Origin of the sequence: Trinickia symbiotica, assembly GCF_002934455.1 — a bacterium.
Taxonomy (GTDB): domain Bacteria; phylum Pseudomonadota; class Gammaproteobacteria; order Burkholderiales; family Burkholderiaceae; genus Trinickia; species Trinickia symbiotica.
The window spans coordinates 502613-515484 of the sequence record NZ_PTIR01000001.1 but is presented as its reverse complement, the minus strand read 5'-3'; the positions used below and the strand labels follow the sequence as shown (position 1 = coordinate 515484).

The following is a 12872-nucleotide window of genomic DNA, read 5'->3' as shown; positions in this document are numbered from 1 at the left end:
CGTGGTTCGTCGCGTCGTGCTGGCGGTTATCCGTGGTGTTGGCCGTGTCCGTGCGCCACTAGAGCGCGCCGGCGCTGATGAAAATCGCGCGCTGCCGGTCGCGCGACGTCGCCACGGGGTAGCTCGTGAGGAGACGCGGCGCGCCGCCGCCTTCGAGGGCGACGGCCGTTCTCAGCCGGACGCTCGTCGTGGTGCTCCACTCCTGCCCGGGCAGGCCGGTCGGCTGTGCCATGAGGAGTCTCACATCGACGGCAATGGCCGAAGGTCCCGACGGCTGCGCCGGCAACGGGCGGGCGACCAGATCGAGCGCGTCGCCGCGATGACCCGCACGGCCGCTGGCGTTGTCGTCGAATTCCCCGGCGGCGTCTCCCCCGCGCAACGGCGAGCGGCGATGCGATTCCTCCGCACCGAGAGCGAGCGTGACGGGTTGATTGGCGAAGCCGACAAGGTTCTGGCGATTGAGCACCTTGGCGCGTTGAGCCTCGAGCGCATGCGATAGCTTCGCGTCGAAACCGGCTCTCGAGCGTTCGGTGTCAATTTCGTCCGCGTCGGCCCGGCGGTGCGCGGGGCCTTGCGCGAGTGAACGTAACGTCTCATCGTCGGTCTCGAGCACGAGCACTTCCATCGAGACCATCGGCATGGGCTGATCGAGCGCTTCGACGATGCGCTCGAGGGGGCCGCGCAACGCCGGATCGCCCCATACGATGACGGTGTTGCTGCGCTCGTCGCCAATCACGACGGCATCCGCATCGCGCGCGGCCGTTGCGCGCGTCGCCGGTAGCCGCATCGACGGGGAGCGCGACGACGGCAGCGGCGGCAAAGCCGGCAACGGCGGCGAGATGCCGAACAAGTGGGCGAGCCCGTCGACGCTCGCGGACGCTGGCTGGCGGGCACCGGCCGCGGACGCCGGTTCGAGCAACGGCATGAAAAAGGCCGGGGCGTCGTCGGCTGCGTCGCGACCGACGAGCTGCCGGATGATCGACGCGGCGCCGGGTCTCGTTCGGTCGCCTGCATCGAAGCCGTCCGCGTCCGTCGCGGGCGCGTAGCGCAGCGGGAAGATCATCGGCTCCGCGCGCGCCGCGGCCGCGCTCGGCGCGGATCGAACGGAGAGAAAGCGCCTTACGAGCGCGACATATTCGCGAGGACCGGAGACGAGCACCGCGTCTTGCGCGGCCAGCACACCCCAGCCGAAGCGTTCGTCGTAAAGCCCGACGGCCGCGAGCGCTGCCCGCGCCGCCTCGGCCGAGATGCCGTGAAGCGGGATCCGCTCGACGATCGAATCGGCGCGCGCGCTGACATACAGCGTCCGATTGGCGACGAACCAATCGAATCGGTGGGCGTTCGCGAGCTGTTCGAGAAAGTCGTGTCCGCTTTCCGCGCGAATCCAGCCGTCGAGACGGGCACCGTTCCATGCTTGCGCGCGGCCGTTCGCCGCTGGCGCGAAACGCAAGGAAAGACCGTGATCGCCGGCGAACTGCCGCAATATCTCGAGCGGCGAGCGGTTCGTTGCCCGAAAGGCATAGGGTGCCGACAGTCCGGCGCTTGCCGCGCCGGCTGTATGCGTCGATTCGGTCGCGCTTGCGGTCCCGGCCGTCATGCCGAATGGAGGGAGCAGCAAGACGGCGACAATCGCGGCGAGCCACCAGGCTGGCCAGCGCGGCAGGGAACGCGTCATGTCGTGCGCCAGCGCCATCTTCAGCGGATCTCGTTCAATACGCTGCGCAGCAGCGCGAACCGCATCTGCACGTCCGTCGTCGCGCTCCAGTTCGCGAGCGATACGCCGCGCAATGCTTCGACGTAGCGCTGCCACTGCCGGACGTCGGTCGGCGACATCGAGTGGCGGACGCGATCGGCGTGCTGCATCGCGTGTAGCAGTTGAAGTTCGGTGAGATTGATGTCCATGGTCGACGAGTGCGAAAGAAGTTGAATGTGCGAGCGCGGCCGGCCGAGCGATCAATCGAGCCGGGTTTGCTCGCGGCTCAGGCAAAGTGCTTCTCGAGCTTGGCGCGCAACCTCGACAGTCGCGAGCGAACCGTGCCGACGGGGATCCCGAGCATGGCGGCGACTTCGACATAGCTGACGTCGTCGAGAAAAAGCAGCTCGATCATCCGTTGCTGCTCTGGCGGCAGAGACTGCGCGAATTCGAGAAATTTGGCGAGGCTCTGCTTGACCGAGAGGCGCAGTTCGGGACCGCGCGTATCGACGAGCGCTTCCTCGTGGTCGTCGATGCGCTCGACGACGAACCGATAATCCGAAGCGCGGCTCACGTGGTTGCGCGCCACGTTCAGCGCGATGGCGATGAGCCATGTCCTGGGCTGCGCCGTGCCGCGATACGACGCGCGATTCTCCCAGGCGCCGAGGTAGGTGGACTGAAGGATGTCCTCCGCGTCCTCGGCGCTTCGCACGCGCCGCGCGATGAACCGGTAGATCGCCTGCCGGTGCGCGCGGTACCAGTCGTCGAATTCGACGGACGCGTCAGCGCCGGCAAAGCGACGGGTCCCATCCGAAAGCGTCGAAATCATGTTGGATCGAGCCTCGATCAAGCTGCAATGGCGCAATGATCGAGACGTCGCGCGCTCGTGCGTCAATTTTGATATAAAAATCGGACGACATTACGTTCGGCTCGCCGTTCGGCTCGCCGTTTGGATCGCCGTTTGGATCGCCGCGCCGGATCGGGCTCGCGCGATCGGCCGAAGTGTTTCGCCGCTATGCGGAACCGCTCCGTCATCTGCCGTTACTAACGCTCCAATTCCGCGCCGGTATCGCGCCGGCGTCGGAAGAGTGCCGAGTTTTCTCTTTCGTCAAGGGGGTCCATCATGACCATTGCAGCCGTTGTTCCCGCTTTGCAGACGGTCGGCGCGCTGGCGTCGCTGGCCGGTACGGTCGTCTCGGCGATCTCGGGATCGTCGCAATCGGCGGCGTCGACGCATGCCGCCGGTGCCGATTCCGCGAAGGCCCTGGATCAAATGCAGGGCCTGTTGCGACGTCAGCAGGAAACGCAATTGCAGACGATGGAAATGCAAACGGAGGCCAATATTCAAAAGATGTTGGCCGACACCGCGAACAGCATCGCGAGCGGGCACCTCGATTCGGGCAACAAGGTGCAAAACGCCGTCCATAAGGCGGCCCAGGGCATTCAGTTCTAAGGCAGATTCGGCATGACATCGGCGGATGCATGAACTCGAGCATGCATCCGTCATCGACGGATGGGTTGGAGGTTCAATGATGATCGACAGTTTGCAATCGATGGCCGCTCGCAGCGTCGGCCAGGCGTATGCGGTGGACGAGACGATGCGCGCGGGTCTCGAGTTCGCGCTCGAGAAGCGGCAAGTCGACGCGGGCAACGCACTCGAATCGGCGCACGGCCGGATGACGACCGAGCTCGTCAATTCGCTTCGTCAACTGACGGCGCAGCTCAAGCCCTGAAGGCCGAAGAGGCAACGCGTGGACCATCTTCGAGTTTTCTCGCCGCCGTTATCCGGAACGTCCGCGGACGCCGGCGTCTTGGCGGGCGCGGCTTTCGCGGACGCGCTGACATCGATCGATGAAGCGCCGGCTTTGCGGATGCTCGTGCGCCGCCTCGACGAGATCGAGCGCGGCCGTCGACGCGCAGCCGAGCTGCCTGGCCAGATCGCCCATGCGCACGCGCACGGCGCGTCCGGCCCCGAGGTCGTGCTTGCCATGCACCGGCAGGCGCGCCTCATGGCCGCCTACCAGATCGACGTCATGTGCGCGGCGCGAGTCGTGGGCGCGACCGCCGCTGGACTCAAGCAGTTGGTCACGGCGGCATGACGCGCCGGCCGTTCGCCGCGCGCTGCCGGCGTCGTGCGATTGCGACCGCCGTCCTGCTGGCGCTTTGCGCGTGCTCCAAGCGCATCGATTTGCATATTGCGCCCGACATGCAAAGCGCCAACGAAACGGAAGCGGCCCTGCGTCAGCGCGGCATCGCCGTCGCGCGCAGGCAGGGCAAGGAGGGCGTCGTGCTTTCGGTGGCCGACGCCGATTTCGTCGATGCCATCGCGGCGCTGCGCGACGCGGGGTTGCCGCGACACGCGCGTTCGCGGCTCGCCGATGCGTTCGGCAGGAAGAGCGCGATGTCGACGCCGCTCGAAGACCGTGCACGCTACATCCATGGGCTTGAGAAGGAAATCGAAAGCACGATGCTCGACATCGACGGCGTCGTGGCGGCGCGCGCTCGCGTGGTGCCGCAAGAGCGGCCCGCGCCCGGCATGCCGCTGACGCCGGCATCGGCTTCGCTGCTGATCAAGCATCGAAGCAACATCGACCTGGCTCCGCTCGTGCCTGGCATCGTGCGGTTCGTCAAGAACGGCGTGCCGGGGCTGGCCGGCGAAGACGACGGCCGGGTCGCGGTGGTCCTCGTGACCGAGCACGAAGGCTCTGGGGCGGTCGCAGCGGCGCTGGTGTCGCCGCGTCGGCCGGTGTGGCTGTTCGTCGGTGTGCCGGCGTTCCTTGCGCTCGTTTTCGGCGCGGCGGCTTGCGTCCTGTACTGGCGGCAAAAACGATGAGCACTGCTTGGCCGCGATTCTGGTTCGAACCTTGGCATTGGGCCGATCACGGATGGCATCTTCGATACGGAGTGCCAGTCGCGCCGGCAGCCGGCCCGGCCGCGCGGCTTGTCTTTGGCGGCTGGATCGGCGCGTTCGGCCTCGAGCGCGGGTGGGGCGCGCCGCCGGACACGCGCTGGCTGCAGCTCGTCAGCTTTTCGCCGGCTCTTTTTCGTGAACTGGCAGGCGTGCTCGGCTGGATCGCGGTGCTGCGTGCCTCGGGAGGATGGCGTTTCGCTCGCGGCTGCGAAGGCCCACCCAGGCGTTGGCCGACGCACGATCCGTTGTGGCAGTGCGCGCTTCGTTATCGAGACGTCAACTGCCTCGAGTCGCGGATCGTCGAATCGCGCACCACGTCCGCCTACGACGCACGCACGGCAGGCTTGCGCCTATTGCAGCAGGCAGCCGCGATGCAATGGCCCGATATCTCCGGCCGCCTTCTGATGATGCGCTCGCCCGATGAACGGCACGGCGAAGAGCCCTCGACGATCGCGCGCGCCGGCGGCGGACATTCCTGTTCCGGCGATCCGCCCGAACCGGTCGTCACGGGTCCGCTCGCGATCGCTCGCATCGATGTTGGGCTCTGCCTGGCCGTCGCCCTTGCAACAGCTCGGCGGCTCGCCGCTACCCATGCCGCAGCCGGCTAGTTTCGCCATGACTTTCGTCGCCCGCCGCATTTCGCGCCCACCAGGAGTCGATGCCTGGCCCGTGCAGCTAATCTATCGAGCGAGCGAAGTGGCACAGTTGCACGAGCTTGCCGCGTATGTGGAGGCGGCAAGACTGACCGCTGACGCCGTCGTCGAGCGTGCGCATTGCACGGCGGCGGAACATGAAGCGCGCATTCTGCGCGATGAGGCGCGGCATCGCCGCGATAGCGATGCCGCATTCCTGCGTCGAGCCGTTGCCTTGGAAGCCGCCTACCGTTCTTGCCGGGAAGCGCTGCTGGCTCGCCTCGAGCCGGTGTTGGATGCTGCTTTGGAGGCTGCTCTGCAACGGATAGCCGTGCGGATGCCGGCAGATCAGCGCGTTGCGATCGTCGTCGATGAGTTGCGCAAGCAAATCGACCCGGGGCCGGCGGCTCAGCTCCATCTGTCGGCCGGCGACGAAGCGGCGACGCGGGCCATGGGTCTCGCGTTTCCATGGCCCATCGAAGTCGACGAGGCCCTTGCGGCGGGAGCGTGTCGGCTTTCGTCCGGGGAAGGCGAATGGCTGCTTTCGTTCGACGCCCTCATCGAAAGCATATCGAACGCCGCTCGCTGAATGCGCGAAAGATGGCTCTTTCCCACACTTTGACGATTCGGCATCGAATGCGCAAAAGCAGGCCCGACGCTCGCTGGAAGTTCTTTGCAATTCCAAGAATTTTCGTATTATCGAATGCAGTCCTTCTCGCTAGCATTTCTAGTTTTCTCGGACGCGACCAATTAGAAGAATGTCGATGGTGCGCGCAACGCGGCGTTCGAGTCTTCGGAGCATCGTTGTCGTTCGCATCGAATCGGGGGTAGAGGGGCGCCATGAACAAGCTGCTGCGTATCATCATCGCGGACGATCACGCCGTCGTCCGCTACGGCATCCGCACTGCGCTCGAGGCCAATGGGATGGCCGAGATCGTGGGGGAGGCCGGCACTGCCGACGAGCTCATAGCCGCGGTCAAGACCGTGCCCTGCGATCTGATCGTCACCGACTACGCGATGCCGGGTGGGCGCACACAAGACGGCGTCGCGCTGATCGATCGCCTGAAGAGAATCAAGCCGGAGATGCCCATCGTCGTCATCACGGCGCTGCGCAATGCGGCGATTCACAACAAGCTGATGGCGAAGGGCGTGAAGGCGATCGTCGAGAAAGCGGGTGGCGTGCAGGAGTTGAGTTTCGCCCTGCTTGCGGCTGCCCAGGGCCGCACCTATCTGAGCCCGGGGCTCGAATCGTTGCTGGCGAGCGCGAGCATCGTCGGTCCGCGCGTGGGCCACGTCGCTGAGCTGACGACGGCCGAGCTCGAGGTGATTCGTCTTTTCGCCTATGACGGCCTGACCGCGACGCAAATATCGCAGCGCTTGAACAGGAGCCCGAAGACGATCAGCCGCCACAAGATCAATGCGCAGCGCAAGCTCGGGCTTTCGACGAACCAGGAACTGCTCGAATACTGCCGCAATAACGACCTTTCTTCGGCATGAGTCGTATGGCGCGCGGGAGATCGTCGAACGGACAGATGGGGTTGCCATTGCGCTCGCGCGCGTTCGCGGCAGCGCTCGCGTGGCTGCTGGCTTCGTCGCTGCTCGCGGCGCTGGCCGGTTGCGAGGCCTCCGACGAAGCGCCGCGCTTGCCGCGCGCGAGCTGGGACTTGCACCTGTCGCTCTCGCCCGAGGAGCGATCGTATCTTACGTCGCTGCCGGAGCTGCGCATCGGCACCGACCCGCGCTGGGCGCCGATGGCCTTTGTCGACGATACGGGCCATTTCGAAGGCATTTCCGCCGATTACCTCGATTTCATACGCGAGACGCTCGGCGTGCGAGTCCGTATGGTGCCGACTCAGTCATGGAGCGAAACGATCCGGCTCGCCAACAGCGGCGGGCTCGATCTCGTCGTGGCGGCATCGCGTTCCGATGGCCTCGTCGCGGGCTTCAACTATTCGCGGCCTTACGTCCGCTATCCGCTCGTCATCGTGACGCGCGAAACGGCACCTTTCATCGGTGGGCCGAGGGATATCGCCGGAGCGGAAGTGGCCCTCGTGAAGGATTCGGAGGGCATGCGCGCCGAAATGCCGGGCTTGGACAAGATGCGGACGATCACCGTGGCGCGGACAGCGGATGGGCTCGACGCCGTGGCGAGCGGCCAAGCGTTCGCGTACATCGGCAATCTCGGCGTCGTCGATCGGCTGGTGCGGGAAAAATACGCGGGAATCCTGCGCATCGCCGCGCCGACGGGGCATTTCGAGGACCTCTCTTTCGGCGTCGCGCCGCGTTTCGCGGCCCTCGTGCCTTTGATCGATCGCGTGCTTGCGTCGATCCCTGAGCGCGAGCGCGAACACATCCAGCATAGTTGGCTGTCGACGCGCTTCACTTTCGGCATTCCGCCGCGCACGCTATGGATCGTCCTGACCCCCGTCGTCGCCGTCACGATCATTTTTCTGGCCGTGCTCTGCGGCTACATGCTGCGGCTGCGTAATGAGGTCAGGCAGCGCCGCTGGACCGAGCGTCAACTCGTCCTGGAGAAGGCCGCGCTCGTCGCCGCCAAATCCGATGCCGAAGAGGCCTCGCGCGCGCGCGATGCTTTCCTTGCCACCGTCAGTCACGAGATTCGCACTCCGATGAGCGGCGTGGTCGGCATCCTGCAACTGCTCGATCACGGCCGGCTTTCGAGCGACGACCAGTATCTGCTCAACATGGCGCGCAACGCCGCCGAAATTCTGCTCCGGATCCTCAACGATATCCTGGACTTCGCGAAGAGCGAAAACGGCGATCTGACGCTGACGTCCGCGCCGATGAACCTGAGTGAGCTCGTCGAGCGAACGGCCGGCATCGTCACGCCCGAGATGGAACGCAAAGGCTTGCGTTTCAACGTCGATGTATCGCCGGCGCTCGCGCCTCGCCATATCGGCGACGGCCAGCGGCTCGGCCAAGTGCTGTTGAACCTCCTCGGCAATGCGTCGAAGTTTACGGATCGTGGGGCCGTCACACTGTCGGTCGACGTGCTTGCCACGACCGAAGACGGGCAGCGCATCCTCATTCGCGTGGCCGATACGGGCATCGGCATCGCTCGCGAGGACATGGCGCGGCTCTTTTCGCCGTTCGTCCAGGCTCGCAGCGCGGCGACCGCCGGCTATGGCGGCACCGGCCTCGGGCTCGCGATCTGCAAGCGACTGGTCGAATCGATGGGCGGATCGATCACGCTCGAGAGCGAGGCCGGGCGCGGCACGACGGTGTCGATCGAGCTGCCGTTGCCCATAGACCGAAGTGCCGCGCCACGCGGGGGTGAAGCGCTCGTCGCCACCCCCGACGCGGCTGCGCCGGCACAAGAACGATCGTCGCGGCGCATTCTGCTCGTCGAGGATCAGGACATCAATCGCGAGGTCCTGAAGCGTCAGGTCACGAATCTTCGTGTCGCCGAATGCGATTGCGCGACGAACGGCCTGGAGGCGCTCGAGGCGCTCAGGCGCCGGTCCTATGCCATGGTCATCACCGATTGCGCGATGCCGGTCATGGGCGGAGTCGAGCTGATGCGGCAGATTCGTCAGCGTGAAGCCGGCACGGGCGCACGCACAGTGCTCGTTGCGCTGACAGCGAATGCCCTGCAGCAGCAACGTGACGAATGCTTTGCCGCCGGCGCCGACGAGGTATTCGTCAAGCCTGTCGAACCGCAGCAATTGCGTGCGCTGCTCGAACGCTACGGCACGACGGCGCCGCCCGCTTACGCGTTCGAGCAGGCGGGCATTCCGGCCGAGCGGCACGCCGACTTGTGGGAAAAGCTGCGACAAACGCTGACTGACGAGACTGCCGAGCTGTCGTCGCTATCGATCGATGAGGACGCCGAGCAAATGAGGGAGATCGTCCATCGCATCGTCGGCACTGCGTCGTGGTTCCACCTCGAAGAGATCGCAAGGGTGGCGCGTCGGCTCGAGCAAAGTCTGCTGAACGGAAAGGCGACGTGGCCAGACGTGAAGGCGCTGCAGTCGGCCGTGGCGCGCGTCGCGGGCGAATCGTCGCCGCCGCGCTCGGCGCGCGCTTCGTAGAACGGGTCCCGAGCGCGATAGGCCGGCGGAACACGTAGCCCGAGCGGTAACAGTCCGTCGCTGCAATCATTCCGGGCTCCAATAGAATAAAAAAGGCCAATTTTCAGCAAAGCTTCAAATATTGTTAAATCGAGTGGAAACAAGCTTAATTCGCCTTGAATTGCGGTTTCGCCTCGCTTAGTATCCTCGTACCTCATTACCTGGGAGAGGGCTCATGTTCAGGCGACTCGCGGCCGAAGCATTCGGCACGTTCTGGCTCGTGTTCGGCGGTTGCGGCAGCGCGGTGCTTGCCGCGGCATTTCCTCAATTGGGTATCGGCTTTGTCGGCGTGGCTTTGGCGTTCGGGCTCACCGTGCTGACGATGGCCTATGCGGTCGGTCATATTTCCGGAGGGCATTTCAATCCCGCCGTGACGGTCGGTCTTTTTGCGGGCGGGCGTTTTCCCGGTCAAGAAGTCGTCCAATACATCATGGCGCAGGTGATTGGAGGCATCCTCGCAGCTGGGGTGCTTTATTTGATTGCCAGCGGCAAGGCGGGATTCGATGCATCGGCGAGCGGATTCGCGTCGAACGGCTACGGGGACCATTCACCTGGCGGCTATTCGTTGCAAGCGGCCATCGTCGCCGAATTCGTGCTAACCGCATTTTTCGTTTTCATCATTCATGGCGCCACGGACAAGCGTGCGCCCGCGGGTTTCGCGCCGATCGCGATCGGGCTCGCTTTGACGCTGATTCACCTCATCAGCATCCCGGTCACGAACACGTCGGTGAATCCGGCGCGCAGCACGGGCGTCGCGCTCTTTCAGGGCGGCTGGGCGCTCGGCCAGCTCTGGGTTTTCTGGGTCGTTCCGCTCGTCGGCGGCGCGGCAGGGGGTGCCGTGTATCGGTTCTTGCTCGAGGAGCGGCCGGCGGCGATCGCGGCGAGTCGTCCCGCTACCACGTGATCGGGGACTTGGGCCATCACGTTGTTCTTGGGTGGTAGCGGCGCGAAATACGGATTCGCCCTCGTATCCAGCTTGATTGCCTGCCCCCGCGTACGCGCGTTCCGCGGTACGCTCGGGGAGTGCGAGAGAGGCGAATACGATGAGCGAGCGAACAGTTTCATGCGGGGTCATCCTGCTCGATCCGAATGGGCGTGTGCTGCTGGCGCACGCGACGGATACGACACATTGGGACATTCCGAAGGGGCAGGGTGAGGAGGGCGAATCGCCGTGCGACGCGGCGCTTCGCGAATTGCGCGAGGAGACCGGCATCGCGCTTGCGCCCGAGCGTCTCAAGGACCTCGGGCGTTTTCCTTATCGGCGCGACAAGGACTTGCACTTGTTTGCCGCGCGTGTGGCCGAAGGCGAGGTCGATCTCGCGCAATGCGTCTGTACATCGATGTTTCCGAGCCGCAAGGATGGATCGATGATTCCCGAGATGGACGCATTTCGTTGGGCAGCGCCGCTCGAATTGCCCCAATACGCGAGCAAGAGCCTCACGCGGCTTTTCGAGACGGCGTTGTCGCTGACTGATCTGCACGGATCGCTCCAGGGCCGGCCGTGACTCGAGTCGATCACCCGCACCGCGCCGGGGAGACAAGCGAAGCCGAGTGGCTGGAGGCCGACGGGCTCGGCGGCTTTGCGTCGGGGACGGCGGGCGGAGAGCGGACGCGGCGCTATCACGCACTGTTGCTCGCGGCGACGCGGCCGCCGACTGGCCGTGTCGTGCTGGTCAACGGCATGCAAGCATGGATCGAGTCGGCTGGCGGAGCCCACTATGCGCTCACGCGGCATCTATACTCGCCGCGCACGATGTATCCGGATACCACGATCGAACTCGCGGAGTTCGATACCGCGCCCTGGCCCACATGGCGCTTTAGGATCGACGACTATTCATACGTTACGGTCGAGATCTTCGTCGTACGCGATTCAGCGGAGACTGTCTTGCGCTGGCGGCTGCAAAGCAGTGCGCCGCTTACCCGCGCGCTGACGCTGCACGTCCGCCCTTTGATTTCCGGGCGCGACTACCACGCGCTCCATCACGAAAATCCCTTATTCGACTTTACGCCGCATCAAGCGGACGGCCGCGTCTGGTGGCGGCCGTACGGCGATCTTCCCGCGATCGCCATGCGGCACAACGGTGCGTACACGCATGCGCCGGATTGGTATCGCAACTTTTGCTATATGCGCGAACACGAACGCGGGCTCGACTACACCGAGGATCTCGCGACGCCGGGCGTCTTTTCGTTCGAACTGACGCGCGTTGAAGCCGTGATGATTCTGAACGCATGCTCAGGCGACGCGCTAAAAGCGATGGTGCCTGCCGTCATGCCTGCCCTCGAATCCGTTGTCGATCTCGCGGACTGCGAGCGGCGACGCCGAGCCGCATTCGCGAGCCGCCTCGAACGATCCGCCGACGCCTATCTCGTCGCGCGCGGCGACGGTCAAACGATCATCGCGGGCTATCCGTGGTTCACCGATTGGGGCCGCGATACATTCATCGCCATGCGCGGGTTGCTGCTTGCAACTGGGCGATATCGCGAAGCCGAATCGATCCTGCTCGAATGGACAGGAACGATTTCGGAGGGCATGCTACCCAATCGCTTTCCCGACGACGGCGCCGCACCCGTCTACAACGCAGTCGACGCATCCTTGTGGTTCGTCGTGGCAGTCCACGAGTACCTCGGGAAGGGGTGGGCGTCGGTGGCGACACGCGAGCGCTTGCGGTCCGCGATCGACGCCATTCTCGAAGGCTATGCGCGCGGAACGCGCTTTAACATCGCGGTCGACGGCGACGGCCTGCTGCGCGCGGGCGAGGCCGGCGTGCAACTGACGTGGATGGATGCGAAAGTGGGCGAGTGGGTCGTCACGCCGCGGATCGGCAAGCCGGTCGAGGTGCAGGCGCTGTGGATCAACGCGTTGCGCATCGCGCTCGAATGGGATGGGCGTTGGCGCGAACTGGAAGCGCGCGCCAGCGCTTCGTTTGCCGGGCGCTTCGTGAATCCGCTGACTGGTGCGTTGTATGACGTCGTCGACGCCGACCACGAACCGGGCCGCGTCGACGCAAAAATCCGCCCGAACCAGATCTTCGCGGTAGGCGGTCTGCCGTATGCCATCTTGGACGGCGAGCGTGCGCGCGCTGTCGTCGAGCAGGTCGAAGCGCAACTGCTCACGCCGCTCGGCCTGCGTTCGCTTGCAGCGAGCGACCCTGATTATGTCGGCCGGTATGATGGCTCGCCGCTCGAGCGTGACGGCGCCTATCATCAAGGAACAGTCTGGTTGTGGCTGATCGGGCCGTTCGTCGAGGCCTGGTTGCGCGTGCAGCGGGACGCGGGGATTTCCGACGCGACCTGCTTCGATCTGGCGCGCAAGCGCTTTCTCGCGCCGTTGCTTGCGCATCTCGAACGAGTCGGGCTCGACCACCTCAGCGAGATTGCGGACGGCGATGCGCCGCACGTGGCTCGCGGCGCGCCGTTTCAGGCGTGGTCGCTCGGCGAGCTGTTGCGAATTGGAAGGATGCTCGCGGCATAATAGGCGAGAAGCGGCGCGCCGTTGCAGCCTTCGCGGCGAACCCGCGCTCGTGCGCCGAACCTGCCGCGCTCGG

Annotated in this window: 14 protein-coding genes; 11 read left to right on the top strand and 3 right to left on the bottom strand. The window is 65.2% G+C overall.

All coding sequences use genetic code 11. From position 1 onward, the window contains the following. Positions 1-58 precede the first annotated feature (58 nt). The 3 genes from B0G57_RS02375 to B0G57_RS02370 form a co-directional block, all read right to left on the bottom strand. On the bottom strand, positions 59-1675 hold the full coding sequence (locus B0G57_RS02375) for a secretin N-terminal domain-containing protein (RefSeq protein ID WP_158256594.1): 1617 nt from the start codon (positions 1673-1675) through the stop codon (positions 59-61). Positions 1676-1695: 20 nt separating this feature from the next. Continuing rightward, positions 1696-1902 (bottom strand): hypothetical protein, encoded by a 207-nt coding sequence (locus B0G57_RS31065; RefSeq protein ID WP_018438983.1) that lies wholly within the window; start codon positions 1900-1902, stop codon positions 1696-1698. Between the two features lie 77 nt (positions 1903-1979). Then, entirely contained in the window at positions 1980-2522 is a 543-nt protein-coding gene (locus tag B0G57_RS02370; protein ID WP_018438982.1) for an RNA polymerase sigma factor, read from the bottom strand. A 294-nt stretch (positions 2523-2816) separates the two neighbouring features. Between B0G57_RS02370 and B0G57_RS02365 the strand changes: the two genes are divergently transcribed. The 11 genes from B0G57_RS02365 to B0G57_RS02315 all read left to right on the top strand — a co-directional run bounded on the left by B0G57_RS02365 (position 2817) and on the right by B0G57_RS02315 (position 12799). After that, a complete protein-coding gene (locus B0G57_RS02365) occupies positions 2817-3146 on the top strand; it encodes a hypothetical protein (RefSeq protein ID WP_018438981.1) in 330 nt (109 codons plus the stop codon). A 76-nt stretch (positions 3147-3222) separates the two neighbouring features. Continuing rightward, positions 3223-3426: a hypothetical protein gene (locus tag B0G57_RS02360; protein WP_018438980.1), complete on the top strand. Its 204-nt coding sequence runs from the start codon at positions 3223-3225 to the stop codon at positions 3424-3426. A gap of 18 nt (positions 3427-3444) precedes the next feature. Then, entirely contained in the window at positions 3445-3792 is a 348-nt protein-coding gene (locus B0G57_RS02355; RefSeq protein WP_018438979.1) for a hypothetical protein, read from the top strand. Beyond that, positions 3789-4526, top strand: a complete 738-nt coding sequence (locus B0G57_RS02350; RefSeq protein WP_018438978.1) for a hypothetical protein — start codon at positions 3789-3791, stop codon at positions 4524-4526. The genes B0G57_RS02355 and B0G57_RS02350 overlap by 4 nt, the downstream gene beginning before the upstream one ends. Then, a complete protein-coding gene (locus tag B0G57_RS31060; protein WP_018438977.1) occupies positions 4523-5212 on the top strand; it encodes a hypothetical protein in 690 nt (229 codons plus the stop codon). The genes B0G57_RS02350 and B0G57_RS31060 overlap by 4 nt, the downstream gene beginning before the upstream one ends. Before the next feature lie 7 nt (positions 5213-5219). Beyond that, positions 5220-5825 (top strand): HrpE/YscL family type III secretion apparatus protein, encoded by a 606-nt coding sequence (locus B0G57_RS02340; RefSeq protein WP_018438976.1) that lies wholly within the window; start codon positions 5220-5222, stop codon positions 5823-5825. Positions 5826-6076: 251 nt separating this feature from the next. After that, positions 6077-6733, top strand: a complete 657-nt coding sequence (locus B0G57_RS02335; protein ID WP_018438975.1) for a response regulator transcription factor — start codon at positions 6077-6079, stop codon at positions 6731-6733. Positions 6734-6768: 35 nt separating this feature from the next. After that, a complete protein-coding gene (locus B0G57_RS02330; protein WP_020565998.1) occupies positions 6769-9288 on the top strand; it encodes an ATP-binding protein in 2520 nt (839 codons plus the stop codon). Positions 9289-9502: 214 nt separating this feature from the next. Further along, the gene (aqpZ, locus tag B0G57_RS02325; RefSeq protein ID WP_018438973.1) at positions 9503-10231 is read left to right on the top strand and encodes an aquaporin Z; all 729 of its coding nucleotides are present in this window, start codon (positions 9503-9505) and stop codon (positions 10229-10231) included. Between the two features lie 139 nt (positions 10232-10370). Further along, positions 10371-10832 carry an NUDIX hydrolase gene (locus B0G57_RS02320; protein WP_018438972.1) on the top strand — a complete coding sequence of 154 codons (462 nt, stop codon included), beginning with the start codon at positions 10371-10373 and terminating at the stop codon, positions 10830-10832. Continuing rightward, positions 10829-12799, top strand: a complete 1971-nt coding sequence (locus tag B0G57_RS02315) for an amylo-alpha-1,6-glucosidase (RefSeq protein ID WP_018438971.1) — start codon at positions 10829-10831, stop codon at positions 12797-12799. Before B0G57_RS02320 ends, B0G57_RS02315 begins: the two co-directional genes overlap by 4 nt. Positions 12800-12872 lie beyond the last annotated feature (73 nt).